The following is a 16,927-nucleotide window of genomic DNA, read 5'->3' on the forward strand; positions in this document are numbered from 1 at the left end:
TCAGACTCAGAGTATCTACCATGCAGTCAACCTCTGCAGAAACTTCAATCGAAAGCAGGCCGAAGCGTTCAAAGCTTGGACCGCTGGCTCTGGCGATTATCCTACAGGTCGGCTTGCTGTTTCTCGCCGTCTTCGTGGTGGTTCTGGTGCCCGAGTTCAAGTCCGACCCGGAGTTTGTTGCGCGGAAGAAGATTTACCTGCCGCAGAAAGAACTCGAACACAAGGTGGCGGTGGCCGAATTTCAAAATGCCGCCAGTTCGCCAATGCAGTTGGAGCGTATCAGTACTCAGGCACTCTTGCCGGATAGCCTGCCATCGCTTCCTGATTTGCCTCAAAGCGACTTCAAGCCTATCGAACAAAATCCTGCTGCCATGCAGTCGGATGCTCTACTCGGGCAATCCGGAATTCTCGGCGCCCTGCAGGGATTACAGACCGAGTCGTCATCGGCCTCGCTTTTTGGTATCGAAGACAGTGGGCAACGTATCCTTATCCTGTTTGATAACAGCTCGAGCGTTTTAAACAAGGCGAGCCAGGCTGGTGTCAGTACCAGCCGTTTTGTGAGAGAGCTGACTGGTTTGATCAACGGACTGAACGCGAACACACTGTTCGGTTTGATTCCTTTCTCGCGGGATGTGGGTGCTTTTCGCGACTACATGGTGGCGGCAGGGATGCGAAACAAACGCACAGCGACGGACTGGATTTCGTCGCGCATTCGCACCCAAAGCCATCAAACCGGGTTGCCTTATGAAGTCGATGGTGTGCAGGGTGCGCTATCCGTGGCCTTTCAGATGGAACCCGATGTGATTTTCCTGATTTCGGACGGAGACTTTCAGCGCAACCTTTCCGATCGTGGCGATGTTCCCTGGGATGATGTTGAGCGCACTTTACGCCGGTTGATTCGGGAGTATGGGATCGAGCCAAGAATCCACGGTATAGGATTCAGGGTTGAGCCGGAAGATGCCGAAGCGATGGAGAAAATCACCCGCCGCTATGAAGGCAGCTTCAAGCAGTTCTAGGATTCGTCGAGGATGCTCTGAAGTTCTTTGGCGAAGTCGCGGACGATGCCATCCCAGCCCAAGGATTCGGCGGTGGTTCGAGCAGCGCTTCTCACTTCGGGCCAGTGGTCGATCGCATCGAATGCCCGGAGGGTGGTCGCTATGAATTCCTCTTCCCGGTCGTAGGTGGCAAGAAAGCCATTGCCACCGTCCTTGATGAAACGATGCGGCGCCGCGTAGTCGTAGGCGACGGTGACAAGCCCCGAAGCCATTGCCTCGGTCACGACGTTGCCGAAGGTTTCCGTCACACTCGGAAAGACAAAGATATCACCCGAGGCGTAGTGCCGGGCCAGATCTTCACCCTGCTGCATACCACAGAAAATGAACTCCGGGTGGGCTTTTTCCAGCTTGGCACGCTCCGGTCCGTCGCCGACCAAAACACAGGAGACTTCGGGAAGCCGGGCCTGGATGGCTTCAAACGCCTTTGCCGCCAGCGGGATATTCTTCTCGGCCGCGAGCCGGCTGACAAAAATGGCCACGATGCCGTTATCGCCTTGAATGCCCCAGCGCTGCCTCAGCGCCGGGTCACGCTTGTCCGGATTGAAAAGATTCGTGTCGACGCCACGGCCCAGCAAGCGCGTGTGCTGAATTCCCATGGCATCGAGTTTGGCGATCACATCTTGCGAGGGCGCAAAGGTGCGTCGTGTGCGGTTGTGGGTTTTTCGGAGGAAGCCGCGCACCATTCGTTCCAGAATGGGCAGCTTGTAGTGCTTCATGTATTCGTGGAAATTGGTATGAAATCCGGACACAACAGGGGTCTCCAAGTCTTCCGCCGCCCGGATCGCCGATTGCCCGAGCGGGCCTTCGGTGGCGACGTAGATGATGTCCGGTTGTTTGAATTTCCAGTGTTTGCGTAGCTTGGCCCGGCAGGGCAGACCGAAGCGCAAGCCATCGTAGCCGGGCAGTGGCAGCCCGGTAATGATGAAGGTATCCTCGTAAGTCGCGTGTTGCGATTCAGAGCTTTGCCGTGGTCGAACAATATCGACATGGTGGCCCTGACGTTTCAATTCGCCGCTGATCCGGTGCAAAGTCATGGCCACGCCATTGACTTCAGGCGGGTAGGTTTCGGTAACAATGCAGATTTTCATGGCCGGATCGACTATTGCTTTGTCGTGGTAGCGGCACAGATTTTCAACTGTTTCTTTTTTTACGATTCGGTGACACAGACTTTACACATCATTACCGGGGCCACCGCCGTCGGCAAGACGGACTATGCCTTAAGCTATGCCGAAGCGCATAATGCGGAGATTGTCTCCTGCGATGCCTCCCTATTCTACCGCGGTATGGATATCGGCACGGCCAAGCCGACAGCTGCGGAAATGGCCCGCGTGCCGCATCACCTGATTGATATCTGCGAGGTTAACCAGCCTTACGATATTGTAACTTATGTGGAGGACGCCCGTCGCGCAATTGAAGAGATCACCTCGCGAGGCAAGTCAGTTGTCGTGACGGGGGGGAGCGGGTTTTACCTGAAAAGTTTTCTGGCTCCCGTGATTGATACTTTGGTCGTGCCGGACGAAGTGCGACAGAAAGTTACCACGTTATTTGAGGAAGAGGGTCTGGAAGCTTTGCAGCGTCAACTGCAGCAGTTGAACCCCGGCGGCGTGGCGAATCTGGATGTCAAAAATCCTCGGCGGCTAATGCGCGCTTTGGAGCGTTGCATCGTCTCGGGTAAGACTTTGAGCGAGCTTCAAGCTGAGTTTGCGGCTAGGCCCCGGCCCTACGCGGATTTTGCGAAAAAGGTGATCCTGCTGGAGAGGGAGAAGGAAGAGTTGAATGAACGAATCAAGCTGCGGGTTGAGCTTATGATGCGCCAGGGCCTGATCGAAGAAGTGCGCCGACTGCGTGATCGGGGGATTGAAGAAAATTCCAGCGCGGCCTCAGCTATTGGCTACCGTGAAACACTCGCCTGCTTAAAAGGAGAGCTGGATCGTGATGCGCTTGTGCCTGCCATCGTTCAAAATACGACTCGTCTGGCAAAAAAGCAGCGCACCTGGTTTCGGACTCAGATTACCGTGGACGAAAGGATTCGATTCTAATCGTTCCCATTGCGCTCCGTGAATAAAATCATCATTTATGGTAAACGAAGAATCGGTCTAGACATGTGCAAAACAATGAAAGTGGGGTGGTTTCTTAGCCATGCTTTCCATTGGAGATTCCGGGTACAGCTTATCGATGGATGGCTTCTTGTCCTTGAAAACCGGGCGATCATGCTTGATTTGCAGTCGGAGCATTAAAAGAATCCCAAAAGTTGCACGGAAGCCGGCCGGATTACTGAACTTGAAAGAATTGTCTCCCCACCCACCATCAACAAAGACTTATGAATCGATTCCGCCAGGGAAATAAGGGCAAGGGCCCCAAAAAATCCGAGCAAACCGAGCGTCCGCGCCCGTTGCGTGAGTTTAGTGATCAATCCCAGGATTCCCCGCCTTCTGAGTTGAAGCAGCGCATTCAAGTCGCCGCTTACTGGCTAGTGCCCTTACTCGTCTTTCTTCTGATCATTCTGGGTGGAGCGTACTTTGCACTGAACTATCAATTTGATGAAAAATCCGAGTCATCCAAGGAAACGGACGTCGCCTTTACCCCATCATCGGGTGAGGTCGAGGTTCCCGAACTAATGGCGGCCCATCTTAATGCGATCGGAGGACGCGAAGCCTTGTCGCAGGTTCGCTCCGTTCGTTACGAAGGCCAGGTTACTTTTAATTCAGGCAAGAATAACTTCCAAATGCTCCTCATGAAACCGGACAAGGGGATGCTGGTGACGAATCCCGGTGAGCCGGGCAACCTCAAGTTAATGCTAAATGGTGAATATGCCTGGCAGGTGATGGAGAAACAAGATGGGTCACGCACCGTTTCGCGCCTGGATGAAGAGGGCACGCAGTCATTAAAGTGGAGCCTGCGTGTGCATAATACATTTCGCACAATCGCATTGGAGGGGGCCATCACCGATCTTACGGTTCGTGAAGTCGATCATCTGGGCAGACCTTGCTACGAAGTGAGCCGAACGAAAGAGAGCGGTGATGAGTTTCTGGCCATTTTGGACAAAGAGACACTATATCTCTTAAAAACCGAAGAAACCGTGAGCGGGAAGAACAGTTCGGACAAGTTTACCGTTCTTTATGATGATCATCGAATGGTATCAGGTGTGATTGAACCCTATGAAACCAAGTTATTCCGGAATGGTGATTTGGACAACGAGGTGGCGATTGATTCGATCCGTATCAATACGGGCGTCATTTCTTCGCTCTTTGAGGTGCCCGAGGAAATCCGTTAACAGCCGTGTCGTTTATGAGCGGGCCTGACGGAATTTTTTTGGTGAGAGGCCGGCTCTTTGTTTAAACCAGGCGGAAAAGTGGTGTGGTTCTGGATAGCCGCAGGCTTCACCTACTTTCGTGATCGTGTGATTTGTCTGAGTCAGCAGAGTCATTGCAGCTGCGAGGCGTCTTTCGCTGATCATTTGGTAGGGACTTTTGTTCAGCTGACGACGTATGGTAAGCTCCAGGGCCCGGCGCGAAATGCCCAGAGTATGGCAGAGAGACGCAACGTCGAATCCAGCTTGTCCCATTGATTCTTCGATCAAGGCCGTAGCCCGTTCGGCCAGCCGGGCTTGGGGAGAGGGTAGGGTTGATTCTCTGGGAATAAGTTTTGCCGTGATTAACTCCACGCCCGTTCTTGATGAAAGCGGGTCTTCTTTTTGAAGGAGTTTTTCCATCTGTTGGGCTGCTCGGTAACCGATTTCGCGAGCGGGGATTTCGAAGCTGCTAAGCCCGGTGCCGGCAAAGGTTGATTCAGCAGGCTCGTTACCGACGCCGACGACGAGCAAGTCCTTGCCCACTTCCATCTCGAAAAGGCGTGCCTCTTGACACACTTCCCGGGCGATACGATCGTTCGAGCAAAGCACGCCAACCGGTGCATCCAGATCATGCAAGCGTTCGACCTGAACACGTCGCAGCGTGGTGGGACTGATCTTGTGGTAACGCTGTGGCGGGCAACTTTCGACAAAGGCCGTTTGCCGAATCCGGTTAAAGTAAGCTTCATCCTGACTGATAAAGGTGAGTGATCTGGCGCCCTGTTCGAGTAGGTGTCGCGCGGCCGTTTGTCCGATGGATTGATCATCCAGACAAATGCTTGGCACTTTGGTGATCCTGGAAAAGTTAAAGAGATTCACGGCGACCACTTGGTGGGCACTTAGCCCCTCTATCCAGCTATCACTCACGAAGGTGCCGATCGCTCCGCTCAGACGCCCCGAAGCGGCTATTTCCATGAGCTTGGTCTCGAAGTCAAAATTCAAGGGCAACAAACGCCAGCTCAGGCCCTGTTTCTGCACGAAATCACTGACGCCACTGAAGATTTCCGCGGCATGCCTGAAGTTGAGATCATAAGCAATCGCCACCAGGTCAGGGCTGTTTTTCATGTAAAATACGCATATATATAAATAAAAATACGTAAATACGAAAAGACAAGCGTGGAGCGATGTCGTATACTCTGAATATGAAAAAAGCGCTTATTACCGGAATCACCGGTCAGGACGGATCCTATCTGGCAGAGTTTCTCATCGAGAAAGGTTACGAGGTGCATGGCATTATCCGTCGTGCGTCGACTTTTAATACGGATCGCATCGACCACCTTTACAACGATCCGCACATCCATGGCACAAAGCTTTTTCTCCATTACGGTGACCTTGCTGACGGGGTTCAGATGGTGAAGTTGCTCTACGCGCTCAAGCCGGATGAGATTTACCATCTTGGAGCGCAGAGTCATGTACGGGTGTCCTTTGACGTACCGGAGTACACCGGAGATGTGACCGGCCTCGGAACGCTGCGCATCCTGGAGGCGATTCGCGAAGTCGGTCTCGATAACAAGTGTCGTTTTTATCAGGCCTCCTCTTCCGAGATGTTTGGGCTGGTGCATGAGGTGCCGCAGACGGAAACGACACCGTTCCATCCTCGCTCCCCTTATGGTTGTGCCAAGGTTTACGCCTATTGGCTGACGGTAAACTACCGGGAGTCTTACGGCCTCCATGCGACGAACGGTATTCTCTTCAATCACGAATCTCCCCGTCGCGGAGAGACTTTTGTCACTCGCAAGATTACCCGAGCCGCCACCCGGATCAAGATGGGGCTACAGGAAAAACTTTATCTGGGGAACCTGGACGCTCAGCGGGACTGGGGGTATGCCAAGGAGTATGTGGAAGCGATGTGGTTGATGCTGCAGCAGGACAAGGGGGATGACTATGTCATGGCGACCAATGAAACCCATTCCGTGCGGGAGTTTGTCCAGGAAACCTTCGCGCTTTTGGATCTCGATTGGGAAGAGTACGTGGACTACGATCAACGCTATGAACGCCCGGCCGAGGTGGACCTGTTGATCGGGGATGCTTCCAAGGCGAAACGTCAACTCGACTGGGAGCCCAAAGTGCGTTTCAAGGAATTGGTAAAAATTATGGTGGATGCCGATCTGGTAATTGCGAAACAGGAGTTGGCCTATCAACAGGCGATCAACGCGTAGCAGGAATCTTAATGATAATCGTGTTCGTCATCGATTCTGGAGGGGAAGATACGATTAAGAGTAAGAGTAGGATTAAGATTAAGGTTACGATTAGTAGTAGGATTAAGAGAAAAAACGTATGAACAAAAACGCCAAAATCTACGTCGCTGGTCATCGTGGCATGGTCGGCTCTGCGGTGGTCCGGGCGCTAGAGACGGAAGGGTATACAAATCTCGTGACCCGCACGCGCGGAGAACTCGACTTGACCAGCCAGGCGGCGGTAAGGGACTTTTACTCCTCGGAGAAACCTGAAATCGCTCTGATTGCGGCCGCCCGGGTCGGTGGCATTCATGCGAATAATACCTACCCGGCCGAATTCATGTTTGAGAACCTGGCCATTGCGCAAAACACCATCGATGAAGCCTACCGTGGCGGGGTGGGGCGCGTACTCTTTCTGGGCAGCACCTGTATCTACCCGAAACTTGCGGAACAACCCATCAAGGAAGAATCACTTCTGACGGGTTCGCTTGAGCCGACCAATGAAGCCTATGCGATAGCGAAAATTGCCGGCCTGAAGCTATGCCAGTTCTACCGCCGGCAGTACGGGTTGACGTACCACTCTGCCATGCCGACGAATCTTTACGGGCCGGGAGACAACTATCATCCGGAGAACTCGCACGTGCTCCCGGCTTTGATCCGTCGTTTTCACGAGGCCAAGGAAAACGGTGCGCCCGAAGTAATCATTTGGGGGACGGGGGAGCCCCTTCGCGAATTTCTGCATGCGGACGATGCCGCCTCCGGTATCCTGCACTTGCTCAAACTCGAGTCGCCTCCCGATTGGGTGAACCTCGGCTGTGGGGCGGACATTTCCATCGCCGATCTCGCCCGGCTGGTTCAACTTGCGACCGGTTATGAGGGAAAGCTCAGCTTCGATACGAGCAAGCCGGACGGCACGCCGCGTAAGTTGACTGATATCTCCCGGATTCGGGAAACCGGTTGGAGCCCGAAGATCCCGATCGAAGAGGGAGTCGCTCTGGCTTACCAATCGTTTTTGCAAGAGAAGGCCTCCGGGGCATTGCGCGAGTAAATTGCCCGCGTTCCCTGCGGCTGGCTCGACCGCGGGGATGAATCGTAAAAATCTCCTTTTCAAACCGGCCGGTTTGCGAGAGCGTTACGGCTTATGATTACTACTACCGATGCCTTGGCCGATGTCGTGCGCCGTGCGCGCGAAGCGGGAGCTGTCGGCGTCGACACTGAATTTATCTGGGAGCGAACCTATTATCCCACGCTCGGCGTGGTGCAGATCGGGTATCCTGACGGCGAAGCCGTATTGATTGATGCACCCGAGATTGAGGACTGGTCGCCGTTGGCCGAATTGATGTCCGACCCCGACACGGTCAAAATTCTTCACGATGCCCAGCAGGACCTCAATATCCTCTACCGCGCCTGTGGCGGCCTGCCGAAAAATATTTTCGACTCCCAGCGCACGGCGGGCTTTGTTGGCTTGTCTTCTACGATCTCTCTGAGTGAAGCACTCAAGACGTTGCTCCGCGTCCGCCTGGCGAAAACCGAGACCCGTTCCGACTGGACGGCCCGACCGCTGACCGAGGCGCAGGAGAAATACGCGAAGGAAGACGTGGCCCATTCCGTCGAGCTGATGCTCAAGATCATGAAGAAGGCGGAAGAGCTCGGACGCGCCGATTGGATCAAAGACGAGATGCGGATGTATGAGGAGGAGTCGCTCTACGAGGAACGCGACCCCGACGCCGAGATGCCACGCGTTCGTGGCAGCGGTTCACTGACCAAACAGCAGCGCGAAATGTTGCGGGCACTCGGTTCCTGGCGCGAGCTCAAGGCCCGCCGTCGTAACCTCCCCCGCGGCTTTGTGCTTTCGGATGATGGTATTATTTCCCTGATAAAGAGACCGCCCTCGAAGCCTGACGATATCCGTCAAATGAAAGGGTTGAGTGAGCGCAACGCCAACCGTAACCGTGGTGCCATTTGGGAGGCGATCGAGCGCGGCCGTAACGGCGAGATGCCGGATTTGCCCAATAACAAGCACAAGGGCCCGCAGCCGGACGACGGCTACGAAGCCCGTGTTGATCTGGCTCTGGCTTTCATTAAAGGCACCTGCCTGGCGGCCCAGATCGATCCCGCTTTGATTGGTAACCGCGCGGAAATCACCACTTTTATCCTGGAAATCGAGAGTGCCTGTCCCACCCGTCACCGTCTGTTTTCCGGCTGGCGCGGCGAGTTCTGCGGCAAAGCATTGCAGGACCTGCTGAATGGTCAGGGCAGTGTTGCTGTTGATCCGAAGACGCAGTTGCCCAAATTCCTCGGGTAAAACTGACTTTCTGTAGACCGTGGAGGCCTTTTTTGTCAGCTGGCTCCTGCAGGTGGACAGGAATGTCCGCGCTCCATTGGACGTCACTTTTAATTGCACCTGGGTCTGCTAAGTTTTTGATATGGTAGTGGCTGCGCTTGCGCATGCCAGTGTGGTGCAGTCGCAAATCCCGAAAGCTTTCATGGTAGTCTTCAGGAGTGCCCCTTTAATTTAAATAACCCCCACTTTTTTCTAATAAAGCATCACTCTGATGCGTTGTTCATGTGAAACCGCTTGGTAGCGCTGCCGGGCCATCACCCCTAATCACAATGAAAAATGAACAACCAAGTCCCGATTCAGAGTGGATGCGCTCCCTGGTGGACGCGCACGCGGCAGACCTCACCCGATATGCCGCTTCCATTCTTGGCGATACCGATAGCGCCAAGGATGTTGTGCAGGAAAGTTTTATTCGTCTGTGGCGCGAGCCGCGCGAGGAGGTCGAAGATCACGTTCGCCCCTGGCTGTTTCGCGTCTGCCGAAACTGTGCCCTCGACCAGCGCCGGAAAGGAGGCCGCATGAGACCGCTCAACGAAGTTGATACCGCAACCCGGCCGGCCGAAGAGCAGGGTCCGGAAACAAGGGTGGAGCAGCGCGACAGCCACGCACAGGTATTGCGCCTGATGCAGCAGCTGCCCGAGAACCAGCGAGAGGTCGTGCGTCTGAAGTTTCAGAACGGCCTCAGTTACAAGGAGATTGCCAGCGTGACCGAGCTCTCGGTCACGAATGTCGGTTTCCTTCTCCACACCGCACTCAAAACCCTCCGCGCGCAAGTCGCGGCTATCGGAGAGTAATCCGAAAGGAGATTAGCTATGAAAATTTCAAAAACAGATCCCAGATTGACCGCTTACGCGCTTGGCGAAATCGATGATTCCAAAGAGCGCAATCAAATCGAAGAGGCCGTCGCGGCCGACACAGAGTTGCTGGCCGAAGTTCAGAGTATCCGCAGCATGAGCGACCTGCTCATCGGTGAACTCAAAAACGAAGCCGCACCCGGACTCAGTGAGTTCGAAAAAGCCAAGTTGGAACAAGTGCCAGCGGCGAAGCCGAAGCGTACACTCGTACAATTACTGCTTTCCTGGCCGGTGGCGACAGCGACAGCGGCTGCTGTTCTCGCATTGTTATTCATTCCGCAGTTGGACCGGATTAAGATGACAGTTCCCGAGATTCAAACCTCGGAGAATGATGGCGCTGCGGTGCGCTACCGTGAACTCAAAGTCGATATTCCGGCTGAGTTGATCGAGGGCACGCCGCAGCCGATTAAGGTGCCCAATCTCGAACCAGCTCCAACGAGTGCTCCGCGTATCTTCGTTGCTGAGCCCAAGAAAGAACCTGAGTATACAGCTAAAGTTGAGCAACGTAGCAGCTCGACGCCGCCGCCACGAAAACCGACGATTGTGGTCAATAATCCTTCGGATGTGGCCGTCCCGGAATTGAACATTGATGTCAACGCCGACTCCAGCGCTGTCTACAATCGCGGTGGAGGAGGTTTTGCCGGAGGGTTGTCCGCAGTCCGGGATATATCGGATGGATCAACTCAATACGGCTACTCTGCAAATGCTTCCGAGCGGCAGGCAACTGACGCACTGCCGCCACCCGTTACTCAGCCGAAGCCGGGGTCGAGGCAGGATTGGAACACGGAGAAGTATGATCCGATTGAGGATACGGATTTTCGCTCCCCACTTGTGGCCCCGCTCTCGACCTTCTCCATTGATGTCGATACGGCGAGCTATGCCAACGTCCGCCGCTTTCTCAATCAGGGACAACTGCCTCCGGCCGATGCGGTGCGGATCGAGGAGTTAGTCAACTACTTCAACTACGACGATGCCGCGCCAACTGAATCGCTGGAAGAAGGTGGTGATCCCTTCGCGGTGCACATGGCTCAGGCCAGTGCTCCGTGGAACCCTCAGCACAGCCTGATGCGCATTGCCCTAAAAGGCTACGAAATGCCCTGGAGCGAACGCCCGGCATCGAATCTGGTCTTCCTGCTCGATGTCTCCGGGTCCATGAGCAGCGCTAATAAGCTGCCGCTGGTCAAAGAAGCCATGCAGATCCTGATTCGTCGATTGGATGAACGCGATCGGGTGGCGATTGTGGTCTATGCCGGGGCATCCGGTCTGGTGCTGCCCTCGACGACTGCGAACAACAGCGAGACGATTGAGCATGCGCTCAATAACTTGAAGGCCGGGGGTTCCACCAATGCCGGTGCCGGCATCGATCTGGCCTACAAAGTGGCCCGCGAGCACTTTATCGAGGGCGGAAATAACCGGGTCATCCTCTGCACCGACGGCGACTTCAATGTCGGCCAGACCAATCGTGGTGAGCTGACCAGCATTGCCGACGAGCAGGCCGGCGAAGGCGTCTCACTGACCATTCTCGGTTTCGGGATGGGGAACTACAAGGATGACATGTTGGAAGACCTTTCCAATAAAGGGAAGGGGAGCTATGCCTATATCGATTCCCGTGCCGAGGCCCGTAAGGTTTTCCTCGAGGACCTTGCCAGTAATATCTTCAAGATTGCCAAGGACGTGAAGATCCAGGTCGAGTTTAATCCGGAACAGGTTCAAGCGTATCGATTAATCGGATACGAAAACCGCCGCCTGAAGGCCGAGGACTTCAATGACGACAAAAAGAAAGCCGGCGATATCGGTCCGGGGCACTCCGTGGTGGCGTTCTACGAGGTCGTGCCCGCCGGCATCGAAATGGATCTTCCCGGTGTCGATAAGCTGCGTTACCAGAAAAGCGCGGAGGCCAAACCGGTTCCGGGCGAAGTCGCGACGGTAAAACTTCGTTACAAGCGCCCCGATGCCGATACCAGTCGCCTGATCATGCAGACGGCTCATAGTGGCGATCTGCTGGAATTCAACGACGCCAACGATGACTTCCGCTTTGGGGCGGCGGTAGCGGCATTCGGCTTCAAGCTGCGCAGTTCGGAGACGATCGGTGAATTTAACTACGCCGAGATTGAGCGGATCGCCGCGGGGGCTATCGGTCTCGATTCCGGAGGGCACCGATCCGAATTCACCGAACTGGTCCGGCAGGCCGAAAGGTTGAGCCGCCAAAACTAAACGAAGCCTTCTCCTCGAACAGGGTGTCGCAACCAGCGGCACCCTGTTTTCTTCGAGCCTTCAGGAGGATGCCAGTGGTCAGGCCCTACGCTTTGATCCCCTGCTTTCGATCGTTCCCACTTGACGAAATTTTTTGTCAGTTGATCATACCGTCATGAATAAATTCTCCATACTCTCGTTCATCTGTCTTTGTTTTTCCTTCGTCGCGTTTACTGGTTGCGGTAAGTCGATCGGGGTGGTCGATGCGGGTACCTACAAGGGCACAATCGATAAGGTGGTTCCGGAAGAAGAAGAAATTTACGTGACTCTGGAGAACGGTGTGCGGCTCGAGCTTTACTTCAATGAAGACACCGAACTGGTGAAGGGCGACGAGGCGGTCGATTTCTCGACCATCACCCAAAATGCTTCCGTGGAGATCACCGTGGCCCGAGAGGGAAACCGGAATATCCCTGTCCGGGTTGTGTTGCTCTAGCGGCTTGCTGAGAGCCAACGCACTTTCATTTTCATGATCACGACGGGGCTTTTGGCCAGTGCCGGAGCGGACGGCCTTTCGAGCATGTGGCGGATCGAATTGCTGCATCCCGCCGTGGTTCATTTTTCCGTCGCGCTCACGGTTGTGGGCAGCCTCTTCTATCTGGTGGGTCTTTTAGGGTCGAGTTATCCCGCTTGCCAATCGTTCCGCCTGACCGCCTGGTGGCTGCTCCTCTTGGCTTGCCTCGCAAGCTGGGCCAGCCTGCAGACCGGGTTCTGGGCGGATCATGCGGTGGGACGGGAGCTTTTTGATCCGCGGCCCCTAAAGGATCATGAGCGGTTCGGCCTAGGTTTCAGCTGGGTGTTGAGCGCGACGGTTCTTGTTGAGGGCTTGCGGCTTTTCGTTTCAAGGCTTCGTTCTTACCGGAAGTATCTTACCCTTCTGGTTATGATCGGACTGGTCGCGTCCTGTGGTCTGGTGGCGTGGACGTCCCACCTGGGAGCTGGGCTGGTTTATCAGCAGGGAGCCGGAGTACAGATGCCCTCGGAGGTTAATGAATCCCGAGACTGAGCATGGCGTCTGCCACACGCTTGAAGCTGGCGAGGTTGGCACCTTTCACGTAGTCGACCCAATCGCCCTCGTCGCCCTCGCGAACGCACTGCTCGTGGATGGTCTGCATAATTGCGGCCAGTTCCTTTTCCATACGCTCGCGGTCCCAAGAAAGGCGCATGCTGTTTTGCGTCATCTCGAGTCCGGATACGGCCACGCCGCCGGCGTTCGCGGCCTTGCCGGGTGCAAAGTAGCACTTGTTGCGACGGAAAAGGTCGATCGCCTCCAAAGTTGCGGGCATGTTGGCCCCTTCGACGACGCCGAGACATCCGTTCTTTAGCAGTGTCTTCGCCGCCTCGCCGTCGAGTTCGCCCTGTGTCGCGCAAGGAAAAGCCAGATCGCAGCTCACTCCCCAGGGCGCCTCGTCCGCGTGGTAGTCGCAGCCGGTCGCTTCGGCGTATTCTTTGAGTCGCCCGCGCTGGACAAATTTCAGCTCCTTGATCGAGGCAATCGCCTCTTCGTCCAAGCCGTCCGGGCAGTGGATAAAGCCGTCCGAGTCGGAAAGCGTGACGACTCTGGCACCAAGGCTGGTCAGTTTTTCGGCGGCGAACAGCGCCACGTTGCCGGCTCCCGAGAGGGCGCAGATTTTCCCCTCTAGCCCGTCCTTGTGCCGCCGCAGCATTGTCTCGGCAAAGAGCACCGCACCGTAGCCGGTGGCTTCGGTGCGAAGCACGCTGCCGCCGTAGCCGACACCTTTGCCGGTCAGGACCGCTCGCGACTCGTCCTGCAGGCGCTTGTATTGACCATACAAATAGCCGATCTCGCGCTCGCCGACACCGATATCGCCGGCGGGAACATCACGGTCGGGCCCGATGTGTCGCGCCAGCTCGGTCATGAAAGACTGGCAAAACCGCATGACCTCCCGGTCCGACTTGCCCCGCGGATTGAAATCCGAGCCGCCTTTACCGCCTCCCAGCGGAAGCTGGGTCAGCGCATTCTTGAAAACCTGTTCGAAGGCTAGAAATTTGAGAATACCCAGATTGACGGAGGGGTGGAAACGCAATCCGCCCTTGTAAGGTCCCAGGGTGCTGTTGAACTGCACGCGGTAGCCGCGGTTCACCCGGACGCGTCCGGAGTCGTCCTCCCAGCAAACACGAAAGCTGAAAATTCGATCCGGTTCGACCAGACGATCCAGAACCGCATCGCGATGCAATGTTTCCCAATCTTCGACTTCGGGAAAGACGGTTTGCATGAATTCCCGCACCGCGTCGTGGAATTCCTGCTCGTTGGGATGGCGCTCGGCAAGCTCTTGGAGAAAAGTGTCCAATTTCTCGGAAGCGGGGTTGTCCTTACGTTTTTGGTTCGAGGTTGCGGAGTTGGTTTTGTTGGATGCGTTCATGATTCAGGCATTCGGGTGGTCCCAATTTTTGTGAGACTACCACGCCCGGTTCCCGAATTAAAGCGCGATCAGCAGATCGGTTCGATAGTGTCCGGGATGCGAAGGTAGTTGATTTTCTGCTACGGCAGGACCGCGAAGTTGTTACCCTTTGTAGGCGTTTGTGTGCACGCCCTGCACGCCGAGACCATCGACCACGAAGACCTTTCCCGCGTCCGGTTCGTCGGCGTCCTTTTTTATTCCGGTGGTGACAAAGAGGCGGTCCAGTTCTGGGCCGCCGAAGGCGCAGGCGGTGGTTTCGACCGCCGGGATGTCGACCTGTTGAAGTTTTTCGCCGGTTTTGGGATCGAATCGCACGACGCAGCCACCGTGACAGAAGGCCACCCAGACTTTGTCCTCGGTATCGATCGTCATGCCGTCGGGTGAGCTGTCGTAGCCGGCGGCCTCGGTGTCGACAATCACCCCGGCGTCGGCGATCCGGCCGCTCTTGCTGTCGAAATCGTAGGCACGGATTTCGCGCGTCGGGGTGTCGATATAATACATTCGGTTCGCCGCGGCATTCCAGCAGATGCCGTTGGAGTTGGTGACGCCGAAGATTTGAACTGAAAGATCGTGATTTTCGTCGAGGCGGTAGAGCTTGGCATCGCCCGTTTTTTTGACGAGGCTGATCGTGCCGGCCCAGAAGCGTCCGGCCGGATCGCATTTGCCGTCGTTGAAGCGGTTGTCGGGGCGCTTTTCCGCCTCGGGGTCGGCGAGGTTTTGCTTATCACCTGTGGCCGGATCGAATGAATAGATACCGCTGTCGCCCGCACAAAGGTAGCCGCCACTGGCGCGCGGCACGACGGTGCCGATTCGTTCGCCAATTTCGTAAACGGTTTCCGCTCCGCTCTCCGGAGCGAGTTCGATCAGGGCATGTCTTTCGATATCGACATAGACGAGCTTGTCCTGCCACCAGATGGGCCCCTCGCCCCATTTCGAGATGCGCGAGCCGATAGTTTTTACGGTTATTTTTTCCATTTGGTGACTCTAGCAAGCAAGCTGTCGCTGGGTCAACTGAACCTGACCGGGAGTCAGTGGCTCACTTTGGCTCCAGATCGAACCCGTCTTTACCGTCCTTGACGACCCAACCCTTTACGAGCAACTCGTCGCGAAGGGTGTCCGCTTTGGCAAAGTCCTTGGCTTTTTTCGCGTCCCAGCGTTCCTGGGCAAGGGCGACGATTTCTTCCGGTGCGTCGATTTTCTTTTCTTCGACGGTGAAGAGTTCGATCCCGAGCGCGTAGAGGAGGCTACCGAAGGCCTTCAACATCTCGCGGGCACCGTCGCTGTCGAGTGAGGCGGCGGGGTTGGAGCCAATGACGCCGAAGATCGCGCCGAGGCAGGCGGCCGTATTCAGGTTGTGGCGCAGGGCATCCCAGGCCTTGGCAAAGCGACCGAAGTCCCTCGCGGCCTCTTTGGAAATATAGCCAGCCAGCGCATCGCGGTCTTCGCCGGTTTTTCCCAGGAGGGTCTCGGCGAAACGTTCCAGTTTGGTCAAAGCGCTCTCCGAGGCGTGGAGCCCGTCGAAGGTAAAGTTCAGCTGTTGTCGGTAGCTGCCGGCGATCAGGGTGTAGCGGACGACCATCGGGCTGAAGCCTTTCTCGCGCAAATCGTCGAGGGTAAAGAGGTTACCGAGGCTCTTCGACATCTTGGCGCCCTCCACCATGAGATGGGCGCTGTGAAACCAATGGCGGCAGAAATCGCGCCCTTGGGCACACTCGGATTGGGCAATTTCGTTTTCGTGGTGGGGAAAGCAGAGGTCGATGCCGCCTCCATGCAGGTCGATGGTCTCACCGCCGAAGGCGCTCTCCACCATGGCGGAACATTCCAGGTGCCAGCCCGGGCGGCCTTCACCCCAGGGGCTATCCCAGTAGTTCTCCCCATCCTCCGGCTTACGGGATTTCCAGAGCGCAAAGTCGGTCACCGATTCGCGGTCGTATTCGTCGGCGTCGTTGACTTGTCCCGCGGAGTTCTCCTCCTGGGTCTTGAGTTCGCGCTGTTTCAGCTTGGAGAGGCTGCCGTAGTTTTCAAAGGAGTTGACCCGAAAGTAAACCGACCCGTCTTCAGTGGCATAGGCGTGGCCTTTTTCGACAAGCTGCTCAATGATCGCAATTTGCTGGGGGATGTGCTCGACCGCACTCGGTTCCGTCGTGGGCGGCAACATGTTGAGCGCTTCACAATCGATGTGAAATTTTTCCGCCCATTGCTGGGTGAATTTGGATAGGCTGACGCCATCCGCCTGTGACTGGCGGATCGTTTTGTCGTCAACATCGGTGATGTTGCGGACGTGTTTCACCTCAATGCCATCCACCTCCAGTACGCGGCGGAGCACATCCTGAATCAGGAAAGTGCGAAAATTGCCGATATGTGCCGGGCCATAGACCGTCGGGCCGCAGCAGTAAAAACGCAGCGGTTGGCCGACCTCGGGCGCGAGATCTTTTACGGAACGGCTGTGGGTATCGTAGAGTTGAACGGACATTTCTG

General features: G+C 55.7%; 15 protein-coding genes. 10 read left to right on the forward strand and 5 right to left on the reverse strand.

Annotated features, from left to right (window positions below):
- Positions 1–20: 20 nt before the first annotated feature.
- A complete protein-coding gene (locus DDZ13_RS13175) occupies positions 21–1,016 on the forward strand; it encodes a vWA domain-containing protein (protein ID WP_110131927.1) in 996 nt (331 codons plus the stop codon).
- Here DDZ13_RS13175 and DDZ13_RS13180 read toward each other — a convergent pair.
- Entirely contained in the window at positions 1,013–2,143 is a 1,131-nt protein-coding gene (locus DDZ13_RS13180) for a glycosyltransferase family 4 protein (protein ID WP_110131928.1), read from the reverse strand. The genes DDZ13_RS13175 and DDZ13_RS13180 overlap by 4 nt on opposite strands.
- Before the next feature lie 69 nt (positions 2,144–2,212).
- Here DDZ13_RS13180 and miaA point away from each other — a divergent pair, with 69 nt between their 5' ends.
- The gene (gene miaA, locus DDZ13_RS13185) at positions 2,213–3,094 is read left to right on the forward strand and encodes a tRNA (adenosine(37)-N6)-dimethylallyltransferase MiaA (RefSeq protein WP_199221129.1); all 882 of its coding nucleotides are present in this window, start codon (positions 2,213–2,215) and stop codon (positions 3,092–3,094) included.
- Positions 3,095–3,375: 281 nt separating this feature from the next.
- Positions 3,376–4,329, forward strand: a complete 954-nt coding sequence (locus tag DDZ13_RS13190; RefSeq protein WP_110131930.1) for a hypothetical protein — start codon at positions 3,376–3,378, stop codon at positions 4,327–4,329.
- A 12-nt stretch (positions 4,330–4,341) separates the two neighbouring features.
- On the opposite strand, the gene DDZ13_RS13195 is transcribed toward DDZ13_RS13190, so the two are convergent.
- Positions 4,342–5,469, reverse strand: a complete 1,128-nt coding sequence (locus DDZ13_RS13195; RefSeq protein ID WP_110131931.1) for an AraC family transcriptional regulator — start codon at positions 5,467–5,469, stop codon at positions 4,342–4,344.
- A gap of 77 nt (positions 5,470–5,546) precedes the next feature.
- On the opposite strand from DDZ13_RS13195, the gene gmd reads away from it, so the two are divergent.
- The 7 genes from gmd to DDZ13_RS13230 all read left to right on the forward strand — a co-directional run bounded on the left by gmd (position 5,547) and on the right by DDZ13_RS13230 (position 13,032).
- Positions 5,547–6,563 carry a GDP-mannose 4,6-dehydratase gene (gene gmd / locus DDZ13_RS13200; protein ID WP_110131932.1) on the forward strand — a complete coding sequence of 339 codons (1,017 nt, stop codon included), beginning with the start codon at positions 5,547–5,549 and terminating at the stop codon, positions 6,561–6,563.
- A 118-nt stretch (positions 6,564–6,681) separates the two neighbouring features.
- Positions 6,682–7,629, forward strand: coding sequence for a GDP-L-fucose synthase family protein (locus DDZ13_RS13205; protein WP_110131933.1), 948 nt, complete (start codon positions 6,682–6,684; stop codon positions 7,627–7,629).
- Between the two features lie 93 nt (positions 7,630–7,722).
- A complete protein-coding gene (locus DDZ13_RS13210; RefSeq protein WP_110131934.1) occupies positions 7,723–8,886 on the forward strand; it encodes a ribonuclease D in 1,164 nt (387 codons plus the stop codon).
- Positions 8,887–9,194: 308 nt separating this feature from the next.
- A complete protein-coding gene (locus tag DDZ13_RS13215) occupies positions 9,195–9,716 on the forward strand; it encodes an RNA polymerase sigma factor (protein ID WP_110131935.1) in 522 nt (173 codons plus the stop codon).
- 18 nt (positions 9,717–9,734) lie between these two features.
- On the forward strand, positions 9,735–11,990 hold the full coding sequence (locus DDZ13_RS13220) for a YfbK domain-containing protein (RefSeq protein WP_110131936.1): 2,256 nt from the start codon (positions 9,735–9,737) through the stop codon (positions 11,988–11,990).
- Between the two features lie 154 nt (positions 11,991–12,144).
- Positions 12,145–12,462, forward strand: a complete 318-nt coding sequence (locus tag DDZ13_RS13225; protein WP_110131937.1) for a hypothetical protein — start codon at positions 12,145–12,147, stop codon at positions 12,460–12,462.
- A gap of 33 nt (positions 12,463–12,495) precedes the next feature.
- Positions 12,496–13,032: a DUF2231 domain-containing protein gene (locus tag DDZ13_RS13230; protein WP_110131938.1), complete on the forward strand. Its 537-nt coding sequence runs from the start codon at positions 12,496–12,498 to the stop codon at positions 13,030–13,032.
- Here the strand turns inward: DDZ13_RS13230 and gdhA are convergent.
- From gdhA to cysS, 3 genes are all read right to left on the reverse strand, one after another.
- Complete coding sequence (gene gdhA, locus DDZ13_RS13235) at positions 13,013–14,410, reverse strand: NADP-specific glutamate dehydrogenase (protein ID WP_110131939.1); 1,398 nt, start codon at positions 14,408–14,410, stop codon at positions 13,013–13,015. The genes DDZ13_RS13230 and gdhA overlap by 20 nt on opposite strands.
- A gap of 141 nt (positions 14,411–14,551) precedes the next feature.
- A complete protein-coding gene (locus DDZ13_RS13240; protein ID WP_110131940.1) occupies positions 14,552–15,424 on the reverse strand; it encodes an SMP-30/gluconolactonase/LRE family protein in 873 nt (290 codons plus the stop codon).
- 61 nt (positions 15,425–15,485) lie between these two features.
- On the reverse strand, positions 15,486–16,922 hold the full coding sequence (gene cysS / locus DDZ13_RS13245; RefSeq protein ID WP_110131941.1) for a cysteine--tRNA ligase: 1,437 nt from the start codon (positions 16,920–16,922) through the stop codon (positions 15,486–15,488).
- Positions 16,923–16,927: the final 5 nt, after the last annotated feature.

Origin of the sequence: Coraliomargarita sinensis, from assembly GCF_003185655.1 — a bacterium.
Classification (GTDB): domain Bacteria; phylum Verrucomicrobiota; class Verrucomicrobiia; order Opitutales; family Coraliomargaritaceae; genus Coraliomargarita_B; species Coraliomargarita_B sinensis.

Excerpts from the sequence above, each read along its gene's own strand:
- DDZ13_RS13175 (WP_110131927.1), top strand. The coding sequence starts at position 21 with ATGCAGTCAACCTCTGCAGAAACTTCAATCGAAAGCAGGCCGAAGCGT.
- gmd (WP_110131932.1), top strand. The coding sequence starts at position 5,547 with ATGAAAAAAGCGCTTATTACCGGAATCACCGGTCAGGACGGATCCTAT.
- DDZ13_RS13210 (WP_110131934.1), top strand. The coding sequence starts at position 7,723 with ATGATTACTACTACCGATGCCTTGGCCGATGTCGTGCGCCGTGCGCGC.
- DDZ13_RS13230 (WP_110131938.1), top strand. The coding sequence starts at position 12,496 with ATGATCACGACGGGGCTTTTGGCCAGTGCCGGAGCGGACGGCCTTTCG.
- DDZ13_RS13220 (WP_110131936.1), top strand. The coding sequence starts at position 9,735 with ATGAAAATTTCAAAAACAGATCCCAGATTGACCGCTTACGCGCTTGGC.
- cysS (WP_110131941.1), bottom strand. The coding sequence starts at position 16,922 with ATGTCCGTTCAACTCTACGATACCCACAGCCGTTCCGTAAAAGATCTC.
- DDZ13_RS13215 (WP_110131935.1), top strand. The coding sequence starts at position 9,195 with ATGAAAAATGAACAACCAAGTCCCGATTCAGAGTGGATGCGCTCCCTG.
- DDZ13_RS13240 (WP_110131940.1), bottom strand. The coding sequence starts at position 15,424 with ATGGAAAAAATAACCGTAAAAACTATCGGCTCGCGCATCTCGAAATGG.
- DDZ13_RS13205 (WP_110131933.1), top strand. The coding sequence starts at position 6,682 with ATGAACAAAAACGCCAAAATCTACGTCGCTGGTCATCGTGGCATGGTC.
- gdhA (WP_110131939.1), bottom strand. The coding sequence starts at position 14,410 with ATGAACGCATCCAACAAAACCAACTCCGCAACCTCGAACCAAAAACGT.
- DDZ13_RS13195 (WP_110131931.1), bottom strand. The coding sequence starts at position 5,469 with ATGAAAAACAGCCCTGACCTGGTGGCGATTGCTTATGATCTCAACTTC.
- DDZ13_RS13225 (WP_110131937.1), top strand. The coding sequence starts at position 12,145 with ATGAATAAATTCTCCATACTCTCGTTCATCTGTCTTTGTTTTTCCTTC.
- DDZ13_RS13190 (WP_110131930.1), top strand. The coding sequence starts at position 3,376 with ATGAATCGATTCCGCCAGGGAAATAAGGGCAAGGGCCCCAAAAAATCC.
- DDZ13_RS13180 (WP_110131928.1), bottom strand. The coding sequence starts at position 2,143 with ATGAAAATCTGCATTGTTACCGAAACCTACCCGCCTGAAGTCAATGGC.